General features: G+C 63.3%; 17 protein-coding genes. 3 read left to right on the top strand and 14 right to left on the bottom strand.

Annotation, left to right across the window (positions count from 1 at the left end; all coding sequences use genetic code 11):
- The first annotated feature begins 482 nt into the window (after positions 1 to 482).
- Positions 483 to 2,444 carry a M23 family metallopeptidase gene (locus tag CIT26_RS15335; RefSeq protein ID WP_167391418.1) on the top strand — a complete coding sequence of 654 codons (1,962 nt, stop codon included), beginning with the start codon at positions 483 to 485 and terminating at the stop codon, positions 2,442 to 2,444.
- 21 nt (positions 2,445 to 2,465) lie between these two features.
- Here CIT26_RS15335 and CIT26_RS15340 read toward each other — a convergent pair whose 3' ends face one another.
- From CIT26_RS15340 to CIT26_RS15385, 10 genes are all read right to left on the bottom strand, one after another.
- A complete protein-coding gene (locus CIT26_RS15340; RefSeq protein ID WP_095493366.1) occupies positions 2,466 to 4,031 on the bottom strand; it encodes an MFS transporter in 1,566 nt (521 codons plus the stop codon).
- Between the two features lie 201 nt (positions 4,032 to 4,232).
- Positions 4,233 to 5,696 carry a L,D-transpeptidase family protein gene (locus tag CIT26_RS15345; protein WP_095493367.1) on the bottom strand — a complete coding sequence of 488 codons (1,464 nt, stop codon included), beginning with the start codon at positions 5,694 to 5,696 and terminating at the stop codon, positions 4,233 to 4,235.
- A 249-nt stretch (positions 5,697 to 5,945) separates the two neighbouring features.
- Positions 5,946 to 6,311: an MmcQ/YjbR family DNA-binding protein gene (locus tag CIT26_RS15350; RefSeq protein ID WP_095493368.1), complete on the bottom strand. Its 366-nt coding sequence runs from the start codon at positions 6,309 to 6,311 to the stop codon at positions 5,946 to 5,948.
- 44 nt (positions 6,312 to 6,355) lie between these two features.
- Positions 6,356 to 8,962: an ATP-dependent chaperone ClpB gene (gene clpB, locus CIT26_RS15355; RefSeq protein ID WP_095493369.1), complete on the bottom strand. Its 2,607-nt coding sequence runs from the start codon at positions 8,960 to 8,962 to the stop codon at positions 6,356 to 6,358.
- Positions 8,963 to 9,185: 223 nt separating this feature from the next.
- Positions 9,186 to 10,175 (bottom strand): DUF4167 domain-containing protein, encoded by a 990-nt coding sequence (locus CIT26_RS15360; protein WP_095493370.1) that lies wholly within the window; start codon positions 10,173 to 10,175, stop codon positions 9,186 to 9,188.
- A 303-nt stretch (positions 10,176 to 10,478) separates the two neighbouring features.
- Positions 10,479 to 11,357, bottom strand: coding sequence for a peptide chain release factor N(5)-glutamine methyltransferase (gene prmC, locus CIT26_RS15365; protein WP_095493371.1), 879 nt, complete (start codon positions 11,355 to 11,357; stop codon positions 10,479 to 10,481).
- Positions 11,350 to 12,429 (bottom strand): peptide chain release factor 1, encoded by a 1,080-nt coding sequence (gene prfA / locus CIT26_RS15370; protein ID WP_095493372.1) that lies wholly within the window; start codon positions 12,427 to 12,429, stop codon positions 11,350 to 11,352. Before prfA ends, prmC begins: the two co-directional genes overlap by 8 nt.
- A 139-nt stretch (positions 12,430 to 12,568) precedes the next feature.
- Positions 12,569 to 14,839, bottom strand: a complete 2,271-nt coding sequence (ptsP, locus tag CIT26_RS15375; protein ID WP_095493373.1) for a phosphoenolpyruvate--protein phosphotransferase — start codon at positions 14,837 to 14,839, stop codon at positions 12,569 to 12,571.
- Positions 14,840 to 15,018: 179 nt separating this feature from the next.
- Positions 15,019 to 16,272: an aspartate kinase gene (locus tag CIT26_RS15380; protein ID WP_029348549.1), complete on the bottom strand. Its 1,254-nt coding sequence runs from the start codon at positions 16,270 to 16,272 to the stop codon at positions 15,019 to 15,021.
- Between the two features lie 208 nt (positions 16,273 to 16,480).
- Positions 16,481 to 17,203 (bottom strand): putative glycolipid-binding domain-containing protein, encoded by a 723-nt coding sequence (locus CIT26_RS15385; RefSeq protein ID WP_245319448.1) that lies wholly within the window; start codon positions 17,201 to 17,203, stop codon positions 16,481 to 16,483.
- A gap of 153 nt (positions 17,204 to 17,356) precedes the next feature.
- Here CIT26_RS15385 and ubiG point away from each other — a divergent pair, with 153 nt between their 5' ends.
- Positions 17,357 to 18,106, top strand: coding sequence for a bifunctional 2-polyprenyl-6-hydroxyphenol methylase/3-demethylubiquinol 3-O-methyltransferase UbiG (ubiG, locus tag CIT26_RS15390; protein WP_095493374.1), 750 nt, complete (start codon positions 17,357 to 17,359; stop codon positions 18,104 to 18,106).
- A 22-nt stretch (positions 18,107 to 18,128) separates the two neighbouring features.
- On the opposite strand, the gene CIT26_RS15395 is transcribed toward ubiG, so the two are convergent.
- Positions 18,129 to 19,058, bottom strand: a complete 930-nt coding sequence (locus CIT26_RS15395; protein ID WP_095493375.1) for a DMT family transporter — start codon at positions 19,056 to 19,058, stop codon at positions 18,129 to 18,131.
- Between the two features lie 98 nt (positions 19,059 to 19,156).
- Between CIT26_RS15395 and CIT26_RS15400 the strand changes: the two genes are divergently transcribed.
- Complete coding sequence (locus tag CIT26_RS15400) at positions 19,157 to 19,642, top strand: MarR family winged helix-turn-helix transcriptional regulator (RefSeq protein ID WP_095493376.1); 486 nt, start codon at positions 19,157 to 19,159, stop codon at positions 19,640 to 19,642.
- A gap of 4 nt (positions 19,643 to 19,646) precedes the next feature.
- On the opposite strand, the gene CIT26_RS15405 is transcribed toward CIT26_RS15400, so the two are convergent.
- From CIT26_RS15405 to grxC, 3 genes are read right to left on the bottom strand one after another with little or no spacing between them, the layout of a single operon-like run.
- The gene (locus CIT26_RS15405) at positions 19,647 to 20,072 is read right to left on the bottom strand and encodes a DUF1178 family protein (protein WP_095493377.1); all 426 of its coding nucleotides are present in this window, start codon (positions 20,070 to 20,072) and stop codon (positions 19,647 to 19,649) included.
- Positions 20,069 to 20,935, bottom strand: a complete 867-nt coding sequence (locus tag CIT26_RS15410) for a carbon-nitrogen hydrolase family protein (RefSeq protein ID WP_095493378.1) — start codon at positions 20,933 to 20,935, stop codon at positions 20,069 to 20,071. The genes CIT26_RS15405 and CIT26_RS15410 overlap by 4 nt, the downstream gene beginning before the upstream one ends.
- 10 nt (positions 20,936 to 20,945) lie before the next feature.
- Complete coding sequence (grxC, locus tag CIT26_RS15415; RefSeq protein ID WP_095493379.1) at positions 20,946 to 21,215, bottom strand: glutaredoxin 3; 270 nt, start codon at positions 21,213 to 21,215, stop codon at positions 20,946 to 20,948.
- Positions 21,216 to 21,238: the final 23 nt, after the last annotated feature.

Raw genomic sequence — 21,238 nt, forward strand, 5'->3', positions numbered from 1 at the left:
TCGGGGCCGTTCGAGTGTCGCTCACGCGGCTCTCTTGAATTTCGCAGAGGGCAGATCTAGAAGCGAACTTCTTCGTCGCCAGCGGCGCGCCGCCCTCGTTGGTGAGGCGTATATAGTCGGCAGGCGTCCAAAGTGTCAACAACGATTTCGGTCTTTTTTGAATTTTTTGCGACGAAAGATTGCGGCGCCGATTTTCGGTAGCCGACTTCCGCGGCGGCATGGGGATAACAAAGCCGACCACCGCCACGGAGCCCTATTGCCGCCGCATTGCGGTTTGACACCAACGCCAACGAAGCCGGCGCATGCACCACCGGCGCGGCGCCTTATAAGAGGCTGTAAGAGAGCCACTAAGAGAGAAGTATGACTGGGGATCTCGGCCGAAGCCAGGCGCTTCGTTGACTTCGCCCGCCGTGACAGGCAAATGTCATGGCCACAACAAAAGCGACAAGCCGTCCCGCCCGGGGAAGAAGCAGCCTTTCTGGATGCCAGATACGGAAAATGTCATAGCCGAACTCGGCAACGAGCCGCCGCTGATTGCGGACGGTCGCAGTGGCCCGCCTGACCGGCGCGAGGTTTCGGCGCGCTGGCTGTCGGGCACTTTTCTTACCGGCGTGACGTCGAGCGTGCTGATGGGCGTGGCGCTGTTCGCAGCCCTTGACGGCCGTCAGCAATTGGCAACGCCGCCCGAGATCGCCGAACTGATCAGCCTTGCAAGAGGCGACGATTCCGGCGAGATCGCCAAGACCACCAGGCTGGTGGCGCCGCGCCAGATCGCCAAGGCCAAGGACCGTCGGCGCATGGAAGTGTCGATGGTGACCAAGGTCGGCGACCGCGACGTCATCCACACCATGCCTTTCGTGCAGATCAAGATGGCGCTTGCCGCCGGGCACACGACCAGCCGCGCCTATCCGCCTTTCAACCCCATGCAGGTGTTTGGCGATGACCGCAACGGCAATGCCGGTCAGCCGGCGACCGCCGCCGCCGGCCAGATCTATGGCGCCAAGGTCGAAAGCGAGATGAGCCTGAAGACGGTCGATTTCCCGATCGAGACGGCCGCCTTCGACGAAAAGAGTGATTTGTCCGCCGACGAGGTGGAAAAGGTGGTGCGCCAGGCCGGCACGGGCCTGAGCGACGGCGCCGTGCAGGTCGCATCGCTGCATTATGTCGACCCGCAGCGATTCGGCGATGCATTCGCCGAGAGCATGGCCGGGTCCTACGACGTCAGGATCGTCCCGGAAAACGTCTCGGTGTCGCCGCGTGCTGCCCCCGACGATCAGGCGCCGGCCTTCGCCGAGGAGATCATCCCCTTCACCAGGGACCGCGACATAGTCGAGGCCTTCGCCGATTCGGGCTATACGGGCGAGGACGCCACCGGCATGGCCGAGGCGATCGCCAAATTGCTGAATGCGACAGCGCTCAAGGCGGGAACCGTGCTGCGCGTCGGCCTCGAGATCCATGGCGACGCCGCCAAGGTCGTTCGCACCGGCATCTACGACAGGGCCCAGCATATCGTCACCATCGCGCTCGATGATCACGGCCAATATGTGCCGGCGCAGGAGCCGGAGCCCAATCCCGAATTGCTGACTGCCTTCGATGATTCGCCGCCGGTGGTGGTGCGCGGCAATCTGCCGAACGTCTACGACGGCATCTACCGCGCCGCCTACTCCTACGGCATGTCCAAGGCGATGACCAAGCGGCTGATCAAGCTCCTGGCGTCCGGTGTCGATTTCCAGTCGCGGCTCAGTCCGTCGGACCGCATCGAGGTGCTGTTCTCGCAGCCGGACGGCGACGACCGGGCATCCGACGAATCCGAGCTGCTCTATGTCTCGGCGAGCTTCGGCGGTACGACGCGCAATTTCTACCGGTTCCAGATGCAGGATGGCAGCACCGACTATTTCGACGAGGACGGCCGCAGCGCCCAGCAGTTCCTGCTGCGCAATCCCCTGCCCGCGGGAAAATTTCGCTCCGGCTTCGGTGCCCGCAGGCATCCGATCCTCGGCTATGTGCGCATGCACACCGGCGTCGATTGGTCAGCCTCCATCGGCACGCCGATCATCGCCTCCGGCAACGGTGTCGTCGAGAAGGCCGGATGGGCCGGTGGCTATGGCAAACAGATCATCATCCGCCACGCCAATGGCTACGAGACCTCCTACAATCACCAGAGCGCTTTTGCCAAAGGCATCGCGCCGGGCGTGCGCGTCCGCCAAGGCCAGACCATCGGTTTTCTCGGCCAGACCGGTCTCGCCACCGGTCCGCATCTCCACTACGAGCTGATCGTCAACGGCACCAAGGTCGACCCGATGCGCGTTCGCCTGCCGGTCGGCAAGGTGCTGAAGGGCGACGACCTCGTCGCCTTCAAGCGCGAGCGCGGGCGCATCGACGATCTGCTCAAGCAGGAAGACAGCAATTCGCTGAAGGTCGCGAGCGCCAAGATCGAAGGCTGAGCCGGAGCCTTTCCGGGCTCCTCAGCTCTGCGAAGTCTCAGATCCACGCTGCCATGGCAGTCGTTCGCCGGAAACAGTCGTCCACGCCACGATTGCCGAGAGCAGGCAAAGCAGCGCCGTCGCCAAGGCGACGGCTGCGAACGCTGCGTCGCTGGCGGCAAGCCTTGCTGCATCGAGATCCGGTGCCAGGTTCGCCGGCGCCGGTTCGCCGAAACCCGGAACGCCGGATGCGGCACCGCTATTCAGCGCTGCCGCATAGATCCAGGCCGCCAGTGACCCCATCGCCGCCACCGCGATCAGGCCGCCAATGCGCGAGACGGCATTGTTGATTCCCGAAGCAGCACCGGTATCCTTGTCCTCGACCGCCGTCATCACCGCCGTCGACAGCGGCGACACGACCAGCGCCATGCCGAGCCCCATCAGCGCCATCAGCGGAAACACTCCCCACCAGAAACTGTGGATGCCGGCATAGGCCAGCAAGGCAAGCCCGGTAAAGGCGACAGCGACGACGAGACTGCCGCTGGCGATCGGAAACCGCGGACCGATCCGGTCGGACCACCGGCCGACGGGCCCCGACAACAGCGCGATCAAGACCGACAGCGGGAGGAAGATGAAGCCGACCTCGGCAGCGCTCAGCCCCCATCCGGCGATCAGCAGCATCGGCAGATAGAACAGGTTGGCCGACAGCGCGAAATAGAGGAAGAAGGTCGCTACATTGGCGCCGGCGAAGGCGCCGACCCGAAAGAGCGAGAGATCGATCATCGGTTCGTGCTGCCGGCGCTCGAAGACGATGAACACGATGAGCAGCACCGCGCCGGCGGCGATGCTCGGGCCGGACATTTGCCCCTCGCCTTCGCTGCCCATCGAAGTCAAGCCGAAGGCAAGCGCGCCGAACGCCAAGATGGCGAGGGCAGCGCCGCCGAGATCTAGGCTGCGCTTTTCCGTCGGTGCGTCGGCCGGGACCTTGGCGAGCAGAAGGTAGATCGAGACAAGACCAAGCGGCAGATTGATCGCGAAGATCGCCCGCCAGATGCCGTCGCCGAAGGCCGACAAGACAACGCCGCCCGCCACCGGGCCAAGCGCCGTCGTCAGCGCCGAGGCCGCCGCCCAGATGCCGATCGCCCTGCCGCGCTCCTTCTTCGGATAGGCTTTGGCGATAATGGCGAGGCTACCCGGCACCATGACGGCGGCACCGATGCCCTGAATGGCGCGAAACGCAATGAGCACCGGAGGGTTCGGCGCCACCGCGCAGGCAAGCGAGGCGGCAATGAACAGCGCGATGCCTGCCACGAAGGCATATCGCAAGCCAAAACGATCGCCGGCGGCACCGCCGACAAGGATGAGCGCCGAAAGCGTCAGCGCATAGGCGTTTGAAATCCACTGCGCCTCGGCGAGGCTGGCGCCAAGATCGACGCGGATCGCCGGGGTGGCGATGGCCAGGATCGAACCGTCGATGAAGCCAAGGGCGGAAGCCAGGATCGCCGCGATCAGCACGAAGCTGCGCCGCGATTGCGGGCAAAACGTATCGGCCGGGAGCGGCCTGACCAGTGGGACGGCGTCAGCGCCGACTTCGCTTGGAGAACGCATGAAGCCTGCTTAGACCTCCTATGCGCCGGCAACAACCAGCCAGAGGGTTGTTGTCGTTGAAACCAGAACAGGATCGGGACTTCTGTGCCGCCGGATCGCGGCTCCTTCGCTTGCCAAGGATCATCGGCCGATTAACACGTCGCCCAAAGAGCCTGCTCCGGGGTTGACCCAGGGCTGCGCGATGCTTTGGGATAGGGGCGCTCAGTCGATGAATTCCACCGTGACGCCCGGCGACACGATTTTTGCCAGTTCGCGCGCGTCCCAATTGGTCAGCCGCACGCAGCCATGACTTTCGGTCTTGCCGATCTTGGAGGGGTCGGGTGTGCCGTGAATGCCGTAGGTCGGCTTGTCCAGCGCAATCCAGACCGAGCCAACGGGGCCGTTCGGGCCCGGCGGGATGGTCAGGATCTTGTTGTTTTCGCCCTGCTTGAAATTGATGTTCGGGTTGTAGGTGTAGTTCGGGTCAAGAGCGACCCGCGACACCGCATGCGTGCCGGTGGGTGAAGGCGTGTCCGCCGAGCCGATGGTGGCTGGATAGGCCGCGATTAGCTTGCCCGACGCGTCATAGGCACGGACCTGCTTCTTGCCCTTGTCGGCGATGATGTTTGCCACCGGATTCGCCACCAGTCTGCCGAAATTGGCGACCTTGATGATCGTGCCGGGACGGTTGAAATTGGCTTCCGGATTGAGCGCCTTCAGATAATTCTCGTCCATATGGAACCGCTCGGCCAGCGCTTCGGTGACGGAGGTGTAGCTCAGCCGGTCGAGTTGCGCCTTCTGGCCGTAGTCTTCCGGCACCGAGGCGACATAGGGGCCGGCCGCATCCTCGGGCGTGATGTTGTAGGAGGCGAAGGCATCGCCGCCGGATTGCTCAAGGGCCGCCTGGATGCCGACCACATCGGTCGACCGCAGATTGCTGCCGGTGATCTCGTTGTAGGCGGCGAGCGCCTTGTCGACATTCGAGCCGAAGCGCCCGTCGACGACGCCGGGCGAAGCGCCGGCGCGGTCGAGCAGCACTTGCAGCGCAGCGACCTCCTGGCGTGCACCGAGTGAAAGCGACGGATCGACGACAATCTTACCGTCGATCCTTGGCGGCAGTGCCGCTTGGTCGCCCGGCGCCGTCGGCTCGACCGGTTCGATCGCAGCCTCGTCGAGCGGCTGGCGCTTGACGGTGCGCGGCTTTACCGGCTGCGGCGCTTCCGGATAATTGTTGCCATAGTTGCCGCCATCCAGCGGTGCTTCGGGAAAAGCGTCCACCGGATCGCCGTAGGGATCATATTCTTCGACCGGCGGTACGACGATCAGGCCTTCCTCTTCCAATTGCCTGCGGCGCAAGCGCGCCGCGTCTTCCGGGTCGTCGAGATAATAGCGGTCGTCCTCGACCGGTCCGAGATTGCGCAAGCGCTCGCGGCGAAGCGCCCTGCGGTCGAACCTGGTCTGCGGCGGTTGGATGGCGAGGACCGTGCCGGTTTCCGCATCGACGATGACGCGGTTTCCCCTGGCGTCGTAATAGACGTCGAAATCGCCGTTCTGGGCGACCAGCACCCCCCCGGCATCGGCCGCACGGGCAGATCGCGGCGCCATGTCTTCCGTCGGTGCGGCCATCGCGCTCGAAGAAAGCAGCCCGGCGGCGAGCGCCGAAAGGGTGAAGATCGTGCGGAACATTTTGGCCAAATTCTCCGGTCCGTAATTGCCGCCGCCGGCATTGTCTCTTCAGAGCGCCGCGCGTCCTTCGGACGTGCAAAGGACGCTCCAACACTTTAAATCTCCGCATCCTGCTTTCAGAAATCGAATACGATGTTCGGGCCGATGCGGTCGGCGAACCCCTTCGCCAGCAAATCAGTTGCCAACCATATGGTTCCAACATGAACCGGGCATGAAGATGGCGGATTTCTGGCGGTGAGAGCAACATCGCTAGCTGGTGGCGAGTCCCAATTCCTTGCGCGCCTGCTTCGTCAACTTGAGCACGACAAGGCGATGGCTTTCGCGCAGATAGTCCTTCAGCGCGTCATCGTCCACGCTTTGGCTTGTCTGGCGCTGGATCCATTTCATGCCGCGTGAAGCAAGATAGGGCGCGGGCCGAAGGCCCGGCTGTTCCTTCAAGATGTCATAAGCGATGTCGGAGCATTTGAAGGTGACGAACGGCTCCTTGCCCTCGCTCCAACCGCCGATCGCAAAGACCTTGGCTCCGACCTTCCAGACATGGGCGCCGCCCCACTGGACGACGTGGCTCGCCGCAGGCAGCGAGGCGCAGAAGCTGTTGTAGTCATCCAGCGTCATCTGCGCCCCACCGTTTAGTGTTTAATCATGTGGCGGCCTCGAAATCAGGCCGCCGCCTCGGTCGCCACGACTGTCGGCTTCGAGCGGAAGTTCAACCGGTCGGAACCGGCGGTGACCTTGACGGTCGAAGTATCGAGGATGTCGCCGAGCAGGATCTTCTCCGCCAGCGGATCCTGCAGATCCTTCTGCATCACCCGCTTCAGTGGCCGCGCGCCATAGGCCGGATCGTAGCCCTTGGCCGCCAGCCAGTCGATCGCCTCCTGGTCCAGCGAAAGCGTGATCTTGCGATCGACGAGCAGGCTTTCCAGCCGCTTGAGCTGGATCTCGACAATGCGGCCCATATCCTGCCGGCGCAGCCGGTGGAACAGGATCACCTCGTCGACGCGGTTGAGGAACTCCGGCCGGAACGACGCCCTGACGACGCTCATCACCTCGTCGCGGACGACATCGACGTCCTGGTTCTCGCCGAGATTGACCAGATATTCGGCGCCGAGGTTCGACGTCATGATGATCAGCGTGTTGCGGAAATCGACTGTGCGGCCCTGCCCGTCGGTCAGGCGGCCGTCGTCGAGCACCTGCAGCAGCACGTTGAACACGTCCGGATGCGCCTTTTCGATCTCGTCGAACAGCACGACCTGATAGGGCCGGCGCCGCACCGCTTCGGTCAGCGCGCCGCCTTCCTCATAGCCGACATAGCCGGGAGGCGCGCCGATCAGCCGGGCGACCGAGTGCTTCTCCATGAATTCCGACATGTCGATGCGCACCATGGCGCTCTCGTCGTCGAACAGGAAGCTGGCAAGCGCCTTGGTCAGTTCGGTCTTGCCGACGCCGGTCGGACCGAGGAACATGAACGAACCGATCGGCCGGTTCGGATCCTGCAGGCCGGCGCGGGCACGGCGAACGGCTTTCGACACGGCCTGCACCGCCTCGCCCTGGCCGACGACCCGCTTGCCGATCTCGTCTTCCATGCGCAGCAGCTTGTCACGCTCGCCTTGCAGCATCTTGTCGACCGGAATGCCGGTCCAGCGCGACACGATATGAGCGACGTGATCGGGGGTGACCACTTCTTCGACCATGCCGACCTTGCCGTCCTGGGCTTCGGCTGCCTTCAGCTTCTTTTCCAGTTCCGGAATCTTGCCGTAGGCAAGCTCGCCGGCCCGCTGGAATTCACCCTTGCGCTGGGCAATGGCGAGCTCGTTGCGCGCCTCGTCGAGCTGTTTCTTCAGGTCGGCGGCGAGCCCGAGCTTCTGCTTCTCGGCCTGCCATTTCGAGGTCAGTTCGGTCGATTCTTCTTCCAGAGCGGAAAGATCCTTTTCGAGGCGGGCGAGCCGGTCCTTCGACGCGTCGTCCTTCTCGACCTTCAGCGCCTCACGCTCGATCTTGAGCTGCATGATGCGGCGGTCGATCTCGTCCAGCGCTTCGGGCTTCGAATCGACCTGCATCCGGAGCCGCGACGCGGCCTCATCGACAAGGTCGATGGCCTTGTCCGGCAGGAAGCGATCGGCGATATAGCGGTTGGACAGCGACGCTGCCGCGACCAGCGCCGAATCCGAGATGCGCACCTTGTGGTGCTGCTCGTATTTTTCCTTCAGGCCGCGCAGGATTGAGACGGTGTCTTCCACCGTCGGCTCATTGACGAAGACCGGCTGGAAGCGGCGGGCAAGGGCAGCGTCCTTCTCGACATGCTTGCGGTATTCATCGAGCGTCGTTGCGCCGACGCAGTGGAGTTCGCCGCGTGCCAGTGCCGGCTTCAGCAGGTTCGACGCATCCATGGCGCCATCCGCCTTGCCGGCGCCGACCAGCGTGTGCATCTCATCTATGAACAGGATGATGCCGCCGGCGGCAGCGGTAACTTCCGAAAGGACCGCCTTCAGCCGTTCCTCGAATTCGCCGCGATATTTGGCACCGGCGATCAGCGATCCCATATCGAGCGCCATCAACTGCTTGTCCTTGAGCGATTCCGGCACGTCGCCGTTGACGATGCGCAACGCCAGCCCTTCGGCGATCGCCGTCTTACCGACGCCAGGTTCGCCGATCAGCACCGGATTGTTCTTGGTGCGGCGCGACAGCACCTGGATGGTGCGGCGGATCTCGTCGTCGCGGCCGATGACCGGGTCGAGCTTGCCGGCGCGGCCGTCGGAAGTCAGGTCGCGCGCGTACTTCTTCAGCGCATCATAGCCCTGCTCGGCGCTCGCCGAATCGGCGGTGCGCCCCTTGCGGACGTCGTTGATCACCTGGTTCAGCGCCTGTGGCGTCACGCCGGCCTTGGTCAGAATGTCGGCGGACTTGGCGGATTTCTCGACCGCCAGCGCCGTCAGCAGCCGCTCGACCGTGACGAAGCTGTCGCCGGCCTTCTTGGCCAGTTCCTCGGTGGTCGAGAACACCTTGGCCAGCGGCTGCGCCAGATAGAGCTGGCCGTTGCCGCCTTCCACCTTGGGCATTGCCTCAAGTGCCGTCTCGACGCCAAGCTTGACGTCGCGGACGCTGCCGCCGGCGCGCTCGATCAACGACGCGGCCAAGCCCTCGTCGTCGTCGACGAGCACTTTCAATATATGTTCGGGGGTGAATTGCTGGTGGTTGCGCGAGAGCGCCAAGGTCTGCGCGGACTGGATGAAGCCGCGCACGCGCTCGGAATATTTTTCAAGGTTCATCTCTGTCTCCTTCCGTCACCGGCCCGCTTTGCGGCACCGGATCAGATTGCGGTGACGGACCCGCCCGTTCGAGCCGGGTCCTGTTCACGCGAGATATGGGGCGCAAGCCACGGACCCTCAAGACGTCCCAATAATGGTGAATGCATAATATTGCCCGAGCGCGCAAAACAAAAACGGCGGAGATTTCTCTCCGCCGTCCAAGAATGTCTGAGGCCTTGCTCGATCAGTTGTTGACGTCGATGATGGCGGGTTCGCCACCGGCGTCTTCCGCCGGAGCTGCATTCACGTTATCAGCGCCAGCATTGTCGTTACCGCCATCCACCTGATCAGCATTGACGCGCGGGCGGCGCGGACGCCTGGGGCGGCGGGCAGCGCCGCTTTCGGCGGCTGCTTCGTTCATCTCAGCCTGGGCAGCGAGAGCCGCCGGCGAAAAGTTTTCGAACTGCGGCGCGGGTTCGGCCACAGAAACCGGCTCGACCGGAGACACAGTTTCCGCCTGTACGGGCGTCTCGTTCTGTACCGGTGTCTCGTTGCGCCGGCTCTGATCGCCGCGCCGGTTCTGATCGTCGCGCCGGTTCTGATCGTCGCGTTGTCCGCCCTGCTCGCCGCGCGCACCGTATTCGCCGCGCTGGCCGTTCTGGCCGTAGCCGCCATTGGGGCGACGGTCACGATGGCGGCCGCCATTGTTGTCGCGCCCACCGTTGTCGCGTCCATCGTTATCGCGCCCACGGTTATCGCGATTATCACGGCCGCTTTCCTGGTTGAACGCCAACTCGGCCGGCGTGCCGTCGATGACCGGCTGCGGGCCGCCACCGTGGTTGACCACCGGAGCCGCAGTCTCACCGACATTGCTGTTGCCGGCATTGTCGAACTCGTCGCGATCTTCGTCGCCGTCATCGTCGAAATCGTCGCGGTTCTGCTGAGCGCTCTGGATCGGTAGCTGCGCCTGCGCGGCAGCGATGATGCGATTGTAGTGCTCGGCGTGCTGGAGATAGTTTTCCGCCATCACTCGGTCGCCGGAGCTTTGCGCGTCACGGGCAAGGGTTGCGTATTTTTCGGCGATCTGCTGAGCCGATCCGCGGATCTTCACATCCGGACCGTTGCTCTCGTAGTTGCGCGTCAGGGGATTTGGGCCCTTGCGGTTGTTGTTGTTGTTGCCGCCGCCATTGTTGTTGCGACCGCGCATGCGCCTGTTCTGCTGTTGTGGCCTCATTCGACTCTCTTCATTTTGAAATTTTCGAAAACTTTTTTCACGAACGGAGGCGCTCACGCAGCCAGCCGTTTCGTCTCTTCACCGGCGTTCGCCCGCATCGATTGCGTTGGCGCCACGTGTCATCCTGTTCCGGTTACATCACTTGTCGGACGATTCCCGCACGAAGCTTGGGCGTCGTTTGCGCAAGAAGGCAGCTATTTCCAAGGAAACCGAATCGCTAAGAGCACTGCCTGCTTCGTCTCATCCGGTTAAGGCGACCCTAGCCGCATTCCCCGGCATTGCCAAGCGCTTTTTTGCACTGCATCACGGCTTTGTCAGTTCAAAGATCAGAACCCTGTCGTTTCCGCCAAAGTCGCGGAATACCCCCGCCGGCATATAGCCGGCTGCGGAGAATATGTCCGTGACCTCTTTGCGTTGGGTGTGGCCGATCTCGACCGCAATCCTGCCCTCGGCTTCCAAAAAACCTGCCGCCTCAGCGGCAATGTTCCTGTAGGGACTCAGACCGTCCACGCCGCCATCAAGGGCTTGGCGTGGATCGAAATCGCGGACTTCGTCCTGCAGATTTTCAATGTCTATGGACGCTATATAGGGAGGGTTAGCGGCAATTACATGGTATCGGCCAAAAACTTTTTCGAACCAGTCGGATTTGAGCACCTGGAACCGGTCGGCTAACCCCAATTCCCCGGCATTGCGCATGGCGGTCGCCAGCGCGCCTTGCGAAATATCGACACCGGTGGCGACCGCCGCCGGAACGGCGCTGAGCAGCGCCAGCGCGATGGCGCCGGTGCCGGTGCCGAGATCGAGAATGCGGCATTGGCCTTGCCGTTCCGCTGTCGCCTTCACGAAGGGCAGCACCGCTTCGACCAGCGTTTCGGTGTCCGGTCGCGGCTCCAGCGTTTCCTGTGACAGCGACAGGCGCAAGCCATAGAATTCGCGATGGCCGAGGATGCGATGCACCGGCTCACCGGCAATCCGCCGCCTCAAGGCTGCATCGATCGCGGCAATCGCGCCGGCATCGACCGTGCATTCGGGATCGGCGATGGCTTGTGTGCGGGTCGTGCCGGAAAGATGTTCGACGATCAGCCGTGCATCCAGCGCCGGATCGGCGACTGCGGCCGCGGCAAGGCGTGCCCGCGCCGCTTTCAGCAGCGGCCCGAGCGTTCCAGGCAGACTGTCAGCCATCGAGGCCGATATCGGCGAGCAGCTTCGACTGGTGATCGGCGATCAGCGCGTCGACGATCTCGTCGAGTTCGCCCATCATCACCCGGTCGAGCTTGTAGAGCGTCAAATTGATGCGATGGTCGGTGACGCGGCCCTGCGGAAAATTATAGGTGCGGATGCGCTCCGAGCGATCGCCGGAACCGACCTGCGATTTGCGCGATTCGGAGCGTTCCTCGGCAGCCTTGCTGCGCTCGAGGTCGTAAAGCCTGGCGCGCAGGATCTGCATGGCTTTCGCCCGGTTCTGGTGTTGCGATTTCTCCGCCTGCACCACCATGATGCCGGTCGGCAAATGGGTGATGCGCACCGCCGAATCGGTGGTATTGACGTGCTGGCCGCCCGAACCCGAGGCGCGCATCGTGTCGATGCGGATGTCTTCGGCCCTGATGTCGATGTCGACCTCTTCCGCTTCGGGCAGCACGGCAACCGTCGCCGCCGAGGTGTGGATACGCCCGCCGGCCTCGGTCGCCGGCACGCGCTGCACACGATGCACTCCGGACTCGAATTTCAGATGGGCAAAGACCCCCTTGCCCGAAATGGTGGCGATGATTTCCTTGTAGCCGCCGACCTCGCCCTCGCTGGCCGACACCGTCTCGAAACGCCAGCCGCGTGCCGCGGCGTAGCGTTCGTACATGCGGAACAGGTCGCCTGCAAAGAGAGCCGCCTCGTCGCCGCCGGTTCCGGCGCGGATTTCGAGGATGGCGTTCTTGTCGTCTGCGGCATCCTTGGGCAGAAGCAGGATCTGGATGTCCCTTTGCAGCGCCTCGATGCGTTCCCTGACCTCGGGCAGATCGGCCTCGGCCAATGCCCGCATCTCGGCATCGGTGCTTTTGTCGGCGAGCATCGCCTGCAAGTCGGCCTGTTCATCCTCGGCGGTTCGCAGCGCCCTGATCTTTGCCACCATCTCCTGGATGTCGGCATATTCCGACGCCATCTTGACATAGGCGTCTGCCGCCGGCCCGGCCGACATCTGCGCTTCGAGCATGTCGAAACGCTTGACGACTTGATCCATACGGTCGCGGGGCAGGTTGATCATAGTCCTGGAACTTAGATAAGATTCACGTCAGGGCGAGCCGAAAATGACGAGTTTCGAGAACCGGAGCGGAATGTACATTTAGGTACATGAGCACCGGAAGCGCAGAAAATCGACATTTGCAGGCCGCCCTCACGTGAATCTACAACGGAATGGAGCGGTCGTCGGCAAAGGCTTGCAGCAGCGCCCGCATCGGCAACCCCTGGACCGGCGCCATGAGATTGTCGTCGAAGAACGTCTCCAGTTCGGCCAGCGGCAGTTCCGTCAGCATCGCCTTGACCGGACCGATCGAAGCCGGCGACATCGAGATCGACCGGTAGCCAAGGCCGATCAGCGCCATCGCCGAGATCGGCTTGCCGGCCAGTTCGCCGCACAAGGTCACCGGGGTTTGATTGCGCACCCCGGCGTCGGCAATCTGCTTCAGAACGCGCAGGAACGGCGTCGACAGCGCATCGAAGCGGTCGGAGAGCTGCGTGTTGCCGCGATCGACCGCCATGACGAACTGGAACAGATCGTTCGAGCCGACCGAGACGAAATCGACGGCCTTCATCAACTCGTCGAGCTGGAACAGCAGCGACGGTACTTCCAGCATGGCCCCGAGCTTCAGGCTGGTCGGCAGATGATGGGCAAAACGCGACAGATGCCGCACCTCGCGATCGATGATCTCGCGCGCCTGTGCGATCTCGCCGAGCTCCGTCACCATCGGCAGCATCAGCTTCAGTTCACGCCCACCGCAGGCCTTCAGAAGCGCGCGGATCTGGGTGCGCAACAGGCCCGGCCGGTCGAGCGTCAGGCGGATGGCGCGCCAGCCGAGCGCCGGGTTCTCTTCCTGGATCGTGTCCTTGAAGTAGGGCAGCACCTTGTCGCCGCCGATATCGATGGTGCGGAAGGTCACCGGCTTGCCGCGCGCCGCGTCGAGCACGTCGCGGTAGAGCCGTTCCTGGGCTTCCGCACGTGGAAAGGTCGAGGCGACCATGAATTGCAGCTCGGTGCGGAACAGGCCGATGCCGGCGGCGCCAGCCTCGGCAAGCTGCGGCAGATCAACGGCTAGGCCCGCATTCATCAAAAGGTCGACCTGGACGCCGTCCTTGGTCACCGACGGCTTCTTGCGCAGCTCGCGGTAGACCTCCTGCCGCCGCGCCCGGAAGCGGACCTTTTCGGCATAGGCGGCTTCGAGGTCGGGCTGAGGGCGCAGATGGATCGCGCCTTCCTCGCCATCGACAATGATGGCGTCGCCGTTTTCCGCCATGGAAACGGCGCCCCTCATCTGGCCCGCGACCGGTATGCCCATGGCCCGCGCCACGATAACGACATGGCTGGTCGCCGCGCCGTCCTCGAGCACCAGCCCGCGCAGCTTGTCTCTGGGATAATCGAGCAGTTCGGCGGCCCCCATCGAGCGGGCGACGATGATGGCGTCCTTCGGCAGCGAGGCCGCAACATCGTCCGGCCCGCGCCCCATCAACTGGCGCAGCAACCGGTTGGCGAGATCGTCGAAATCGCTCATCCGCTCGCGCAAATACGGATCGGTCATGTGCAGCATGCGGGCACGCATGTCGCTCTGCACTTTTTCCACCGCCGCTTCCGCCGTCAGGCCGTTGCGGATCGCCTCTTCCAGCCGGCGCACCCAGCCGCTGTCGTTGGCGAACATGCGATAGGCTTCGAGCACCTGGCGGTGCTCGCCTTCGAAAGCGACTTCGCGGCGTTCCAGCATATCGTCGATGGAGAGCCGGAGCGAACCAAGGGATGCATCGAGCCGCTTGATCTCCTCATCGCTGTCCTCGTTGAACAGATTGGTGACGACGATGCGCGGCTCGTGCAGCACGACATGACCGAGCCCGACACCCTCGTTGAAGGACAGGCCGGTAAAGCTCACCGGGCGGCGCAGATCGAGTTCGAGCCCGGGCCGGGTCAGCCGTGCAAGGTCGCCGGTGGCGATCATCTCGGCGATCACCATCGCCGTCGTTTCCAGCGCCTCGACTTCGTCGTCGCGATAGTGGCGCATGGTCTTGTTCTGGACGACCAGAACACCAAGCGTGCGCCCTGCCCTGAGCACTGGCACGCCGAGGAAGGAATTGTAGATCTCTTCCCCCGTTTCCGGCAGGTAGGCGAAGGCTGGATGTTCCTGCGCATTGGAGAGATTGAGCGGCCGTGCTGAGGCCGCGATCGTGCCGACGAGGCCTTCGCCCAGCCTGAGCTGCGCCAAATGGACGGCCTTCGGGTTCAGACCCTCGGTGGCATAGAGTTCGAGCACCGAATCGGCGCGCAGCACATAGAGCGAGCACACCTCGGCGACCATGTTGGCGGCGATATCGCGCACGATACGGTCGAGCCGCTCCTGTGGCTCCAGCGGCTCCTGCATGAGCTCGCGGAGCCGTTTCAGCAAAACGCGCGGGCCACTGGCCGTATCACGCATCGCGGCTTGTTCTCCAATGGACATTTTGCCCGCCGCAGTTTCTCCCGCGGCCGGCGCTCACGCAACAACTCAATTAGAGCGCCATGCGTCCAATTGGACGTACAAAGGACGCTCTAAGACTTTCGATGCTGCATCGTGCTTTCCGAAATCGACTCCGATTCTCGGGCCGATGCAGTCTGCTACTGCTTATCCAGACCGTAGACGGAATGCAAAGTGCGAACCGCAAGTTCGGTGTAGGGACCGTCGATCAGGATCGAAATTTTGATCTCGGAGGTCGTGATCGCGCGGATGTTGATCGCCTTGTCGGCCAGCGCCTTGAAGGCGGTGGCGGCGACGCCCGCATGGCTCCTCATGCCGATGCCGATGACCGAGACCTTCGACATGCCGGCTTCCGACTGTACGACGTCGTAGCCGATCGTGGTCTTCAGCCGCTCGAGCACGGCAAGCGCCTTGTCGACATCGCCGGACGGCACGGTGAAGGTCATGTCGGTGAACTTGCCGTCCTCGGAAATGTTCTGGACGATCATGTCGACATTGATGTTGGCCTCGGCCAGCGGCCCGAAAATGCCGGCGGCGACGCCCGGCCGGTCGCCGACACGGCGCAACGATATCTGCGCTTCGTCCTTGGCATAGGCAATTCCGGTGACGACCTGCTGTTCCACGATCTCTTCCTCGTCGCAAATAAGCGTTCCGGGCGGATTGAGCAAATCCCCCATTCCGGGCGCGTCGGGATCGTCGAAGGACGACCGCACGAAAGTACGCACCCTGTGCACCATGGCAAGCTCGACCGAGCGTACCTGCAGGACCTTGGCGCCGAGCGAGGCCATTTCAAGCATTTCCTCGAAGGAAATCTTGGCCAGCCGCCGCGCTTTCGGCTCGATGCGCGGGTCGGTGGTGTAGACCCCGTCGACATCGGTATAGATGTCGCAGCGGTCGGCCTTGACCGCCGCCGCGATGGCGACAGCACTGGTGTCGGAGCCGCCGCGGCCGAGCGTTGCGATGCGATTGTCCGGCCCGATGCCCTGGAACCCGGCGACCACGGCCACCTGGCCCTCGCCGAAGCGCTTGATCAGGAACGCGCCGTCAATGTCGAGAATGCGCGCCGCGCCATGCGCATTATCGGTCTTGATCGGGATCTGCCAGCCTTGCCAGGAACGGGCATGGACGCCCATGTTCTGCAGCGCGATCGCCAGCAGGCCGGCAGTCACCTGCTCGCCGGAGGCGACGACGACGTCATACTCGCGTGCATCGTGCATAGGCGAGGCTTCGCGCGTCCATTGCACGAGCTCGTTGGTCTTGCCGGCCATCGCCGAGACGACCACCGCAACCTCATGGCCGGCATCGACCTCGCGTTTGACATGGCGCGCCACATTGCGGATGCGGGCGATGTCGGCGACGGAGGTTCCGCCGAATTTCATCACGATGCGCGCCATGGAAGCGAAATGCCTTTGACTGGGTGCCGGACCGGCTGCCGAAAAAACGGAAAGGGGGCGCCCGGCTGGGCCGGCCGCTGAATTCGCGGCCTCCTTAGCCAAATGCTTTGGGTTTCGCAAGGCGTGCCGCCGGTTGCAGCTGGCGACGAAGACGACACACGAGGGCGGCAGCGCGTGCCCGCATGCCTGTCGACGACATGCAGTGGCTTCAGGCCAGGTGCGCTGCGCCTCTCCACAGGCCCGGATAGTCGACAACGAAGCCGGCCGGCGAGACTTTCAGGATCTCATCGTAGCCAAACATGGGCGCAGCATAGGCGTAATGGGCCTCGTCGAGACGCCGATAGGTCTGTTCGAGGCGCACCAGCCTGAGTTCGGGAAATGTCAGATACGCAGCCGGAGCTTGTGTCGACATGCCGACCTCCAGGTCGAAACGGCGGATCGCCATCAGGTTGGTAGCGGGCGTGAAGCCGAGATCGACATCGATGAGGCCAGCGACTTCTCCTTGGCGTTCGCCGTTCAGCGTCCATCCGCCGTCGGCAAGTCGTTCAATCGCATAGTGCAGATCTTGTGTGCCGAGAAAACCCTCGATATGCGCCGATCGTGCATGCCAGCCGGCATCGCAGGTCACCTCGTAGGCAATGCTGCACGGCTTGCTGTCCTGGACGAAAAGCGCCTGCCCTCTGAGGCTGCGCCCACCGTCCGTTTCTGAAGGCCGGCCAGATTCAGACAGGAGGCCAATTTCAGTCAGCAGGCAGGCGTCATGGCCCTCGAGGTCAAGTCGGCGCCAAAGGATCGAAGCTATGCTTCGCATCATGATCTCCTCCCGTTGAAAGCAACGACTCTCCTTCGTCCGCCGGAATAATTTTGTTTCCGCCGTGAGGCGTATCGAGCTGCCACATGCTGACAGATCGCAGTCGGCACCGCCCGGCATCATGAGCACTGCTCTGTCGACAGGCGAAATTGCTGCCTTGACATTCGCTGCCTCGCGACCGACTTCCTAGCGCACCAGAGCGCGATCAGCAAAAGTGGTATCCGGTTTTGCGCCCGATCTCGCTCTGAACCTTGAGTCTGCGGGAGACACGCCATGCCAGAACCCCGACGGTCGACGATCGATGCCGGAGAAGTGGAGCGCTTTTCCGCCCTTGCCGCCGAATGGTGGAATCCGAACGGCAAATTCCGCCCGCTGCACAAGTTCAATCCGATCCGGCTTGCCTATATACGCGACCAGGTGGCGGCGCGCTTCGGCCGCGACGCGCGTGCGGCGCGGCCGTTCGAGGGCCTGCGCTTCCTCGACATCGGCTGCGGCGGCGGGCTGTTGTGCGAGCCGATGGCGCGGCTTGGCGCCGAAGTGCTCGGCGCCGACGCATCCGCCACCAACATCGAAGTGGCCAAGCTGCATGCGGCGGAGGTCGGCGTGACGGTGGATTACCGCGCCACGACGGCGGAGGATCTGGCTGCCGCCGGGGAGAAATTCGACGTCATCCTCAACATGGAAGTGGTCGAGCATGTTGCCGACATCGACCTGTTCGTAGCCAAATGCGGCGAGATGCTCGAGCCCGGCGGTATCATGTTCGTCGCCACCATCAACCGCACGCTGAAGGCGCTGGGCCTGGCCATCATCGGCGCCGAATATGTGCTGCGCTGGTTGCCGCGCGGCACCCACCAGTTCGGCAAGCTGGTGCGGCCAGACGAGCTGGAAAAGGCGCTTGCCGGCGCTGGCCTGACCATCATCGACCGCACCGGCGTCGCCTACAATCCGCTCGCCGACCGCTGGCAGCGGTCGAAGGACATGGACGTCAATTACATGGTGCTGGCGGAGAAGGCACCCGTCTGAACCTTCTCACGCCGCCACCTTCTCACGCCGCCACCTTCTCACCCGTCTGGCTTTGCGCCTTCGTGGTGATCTGGCTTTGCGCTTTGGTGGTGATGAACACGCCGGCAGTGATGATGGCAGCGCCCGCCCAGGTCAGCAATTGATAGTGCTCGCCGAAAAAGATCGTCCCGGCAAACAGCCCGACCGCAGCCGCGACATAGCCGATCTGGCTGAGATAGACCGGGCCGCCGACCGCCTGTAGCCGGAAGAAGAAGGCGAACATCGCCGCGGCTGACGCGACCTGCCCGACGACCACCAGCGGCACGCTGCCGAGCAGGGCGAGCGAACCGCCGCCCTGCAGCGTGAAGATGCCGCAAAGAAGCAGCGCAGCCGATGCCAGATGGCTGCCGACGGCAAGCTCGATCGGTCCGGTCCCTTCGGGCCAGTCGACCGTGCGGTAGATATTGCCGGCGGCAAGGCTGACCGGGATGAGCAGCCCCACCGCCACCCAGAAAAATTCGGCCGGCTGGCCGGCCTCGCCGCGCGTCACCGCCACCATGACAGCACCGAGGAAGCCGACGGCAATGCCGACGACACCAAGCAAATTGGGGCGCCGGACGCCGAGCAGGATCGAAAACACCAGTGTAACCACCGGCGACAGCGTGAACATGATACCGGTGTAGCCGGCGCCGAGATGCGGAATGGCCGAGAACATCAAGAGATTGGGGAAGGCATAGGACACCGCCGCGGTGACGAAGAAATATCGCAGTCTGTGCAGGGTGAGCCGGATGCGTTGTCCGCGCAGCAGCAAGGCGCACAAAAGCACGCTGCCGGCGCCGAACGAAATGACGAGGGCCCAGACCATGGCCGAAACGCCGGCCGCCGTGGCGATCTTGCCGAACGGCAGCGTCAGGCCGAGCAGGCCGCCGGTGACGACCAAAAGACCGAGCGCTGAATCCCAGAGAAATTTCATAACGAACCTTAATGTCTTTGCGGCTCTTGGCCAGCACCGTGTCTTGAGCTAAGATAATACAAAGATTCTTAACGTCAAGATATTTAACGGTGAGTTAGATGGATCGCGCTGCGAAAGCGATCGAACAGTGGAAAAGGGAACGGCCGGATCTGGATGTTTCCCCGATGGCCGTGCTTGGACGGTTGAGCGAAGCCTCGTCGCTGATAGCACGAGAACGCCTCGCTCCGCTGTTTGCACATTTCGGACTGCAATCCGGGGAATTCGATGTGCTGGCGACGCTGCGCCGTTCCGGATCACCTTACGCGCTGACGCCAACCGCCCTCTATGAAGCGACGATGGTGACATCGGGCGCCATGACCAACCGGCTCGATCGACTTGAGAAATCCGGATTGATCATGCGTGGGCCGCATCCCAACGACCGGCGCGGGATTGTCGTGCAGCTGACCGGAAAAGGTCTGGCATTGATCGATGAGGCGGTCGCCGCCCACGTCGCCAACGAACACGAGATACTTTCCGGTCTGACGCGCCAGGAGCAAGATACACTCGCTCGCCTTCTCGAGAAATTGATACGGAGCGTGAGCTAGCCAGTCAGTTCCGCTCGTCGGGAAAACTTGGGATCGGCATGAATTCGACGCCGTCCTCGGCCAGGCTCTTTGCCTCCTCCAGCGTTGCCTCGCCATAGATGCCGCGCGGATCGCTCTCGCCGAAATGGATCTTGCGCGCCTCCTCGGCAAACTTGTCGCCGACATAGTCGGCGTTCTCGCGCACCTTCTCGGCCATCGCCTTCAATTGCGCCAGAGCCTGCTTCTGGGCCTCGCCCATGGCGAGCGCGATCTTCTCTCGGCTGCGCCCGGTGGAGACGGCCGGCGCCATCAACGCCTTCTCGATCTTGTGCGAGCCGCAGGTCGGGCAATCGACGAAGCCACGCTTCTTCTGGGTGTCGAAATCGTCGTTGCTGCGAAACCAGCCTTCGAATTCGTGCTCGTGCTCGCAGATCAGGGAAAACCGGATCAAGATGCTGCACCCCTGAGACTTTGCGCCTCGACCGAAGTGGCGTTCACGGCGAAGTCGCGCGTATTTTTCAGATTTGGGATCTTCTTGCGCGCGGCGACCGACTGCGCCGGGTCGATCTCAGCGATGATCACCGCCGGCTGGTCATGCGCTGCCTCGGCGATGATGCGGCCCCATGGATCGACGATCAGCGAATGGCCATAGGTCTCGCGGCCGTCCTCGTGCAGTCCGCCTTGCGCCGCAGCGACGACATAGGCACCGTTCTCGATGGCGCGCGCCCGCAGCAGCACATGCCAGTGCGCCTCGCCGGTCTGGCGGGTGAAGGCGGCGGGCACCGAAAGCAGGTCGGCGCCGGCCAGCGCCTCGGCGCGGAAGAGTTGCGGAAAGCGCAGGTCGTAGCAGATGGCGAAACCCAGCCTCGCCCCATCGATCTCGGTAACGACGGCCTCGGTGCCCGGCTCGTAAGCGGCGGATTCGCGCCAGCTCTCGCCATTGTCGAGATCGACATCGAACATGTGGATCTTGTCGTAGATGGCTAGTGTCGCGCCATCCGGCCCGAACAAAAGCGCACGGTTGGCGAGCTTGCCGTCGGCGCGCAGGATGGCGGTCGAGCCGATATGCAGGAAGACGCCAAGTTCTTTCGCCAGCTTGCGCGAGGTCGAGACGATGATGTCCTTGTCCTCGGACGTGAACGAGGCGGCCCGTGCCTGGCTGTCCCGGATCAGCGCACCGGTCATTTCCGGTGACTGGATATAGGTCGCACCCTGGCCCGCGGCCTCGCGCACCAGCCGCTCCAGATCGACCGCGTTGCGCTCGGGGCTGGTGCCCGAGCGCATCTGGATCGCCGCCGCCTTGAAAGCACCCATCGTCATGTCCTCAATTCGTCGAGCCATTGGCGAGCAGACGGTCCAGCCGGCCCTCCGCCTCCAGTTCGTGGAGATCGTCGGAGCCGCCGACATGGGTATCGCCGATAAATATCTGCGGAAAGGTCGAGCGACCATTCGCACGGGAAATCATTTCCCGGCGCAGTTCCGGCGAGAAGGAGGCATCATGCTCGGTGTAGGCGACACCCTTGCGCTCGAGCAGCCGCTTGGCCGCCATGCAATAGCCGCACATCATCCGTGTATAGATCGTCACGTCGACCATCGGTCAGCAATCCTGCCTTTTCC

This window comes from Mesorhizobium temperatum (genome assembly GCF_002284575.1).
GTDB classification, from domain to species: Bacteria; Pseudomonadota; Alphaproteobacteria; order Rhizobiales; family Rhizobiaceae; genus Mesorhizobium; species Mesorhizobium temperatum.

Coding starts and splice junctions, on each gene's coding strand:
- CIT26_RS15335 (WP_167391418.1), top strand. CDS start 483: ATGCCAGATACGGAAAATGTCATAGCCGAACTCGGCAACGAGCCGCCG.
- CIT26_RS15340 (WP_095493366.1), bottom strand. CDS start 4,031: ATGCGTTCTCCAAGCGAAGTCGGCGCTGACGCCGTCCCACTGGTCAGG.
- CIT26_RS15345 (WP_095493367.1), bottom strand. CDS start 5,696: ATGTTCCGCACGATCTTCACCCTTTCGGCGCTCGCCGCCGGGCTGCTT.
- CIT26_RS15350 (WP_095493368.1), bottom strand. CDS start 6,311: ATGACGCTGGATGACTACAACAGCTTCTGCGCCTCGCTGCCTGCGGCG.
- clpB (WP_095493369.1), bottom strand. CDS start 8,962: ATGAACCTTGAAAAATATTCCGAGCGCGTGCGCGGCTTCATCCAGTCC.
- CIT26_RS15360 (WP_095493370.1), bottom strand. CDS start 10,175: ATGAGGCCACAACAGCAGAACAGGCGCATGCGCGGTCGCAACAACAAT.
- prmC (WP_095493371.1), bottom strand. CDS start 11,357: ATGGCTGACAGTCTGCCTGGAACGCTCGGGCCGCTGCTGAAAGCGGCG.
- prfA (WP_095493372.1), bottom strand. CDS start 12,429: ATGATCAACCTGCCCCGCGACCGTATGGATCAAGTCGTCAAGCGTTTC.
- ptsP (WP_095493373.1), bottom strand. CDS start 14,839: ATGCGTGATACGGCCAGTGGCCCGCGCGTTTTGCTGAAACGGCTCCGC.
- CIT26_RS15380 (WP_029348549.1), bottom strand. CDS start 16,272: ATGGCGCGCATCGTGATGAAATTCGGCGGAACCTCCGTCGCCGACATC.
- CIT26_RS15385 (WP_245319448.1), bottom strand. CDS start 17,203: ATGCCGGGCGGTGCCGACTGCGATCTGTCAGCATGTGGCAGCTCGATA.
- ubiG (WP_095493374.1), top strand. CDS start 17,357: ATGCCAGAACCCCGACGGTCGACGATCGATGCCGGAGAAGTGGAGCGC.
- CIT26_RS15395 (WP_095493375.1), bottom strand. CDS start 19,058: ATGAAATTTCTCTGGGATTCAGCGCTCGGTCTTTTGGTCGTCACCGGC.
- CIT26_RS15400 (WP_095493376.1), top strand. CDS start 19,157: ATGGATCGCGCTGCGAAAGCGATCGAACAGTGGAAAAGGGAACGGCCG.
- CIT26_RS15410 (WP_095493378.1), bottom strand. CDS start 20,935: ATGGGTGCTTTCAAGGCGGCGGCGATCCAGATGCGCTCGGGCACCAGC.
- grxC (WP_095493379.1), bottom strand. CDS start 21,215: ATGGTCGACGTGACGATCTATACACGGATGATGTGCGGCTATTGCATG.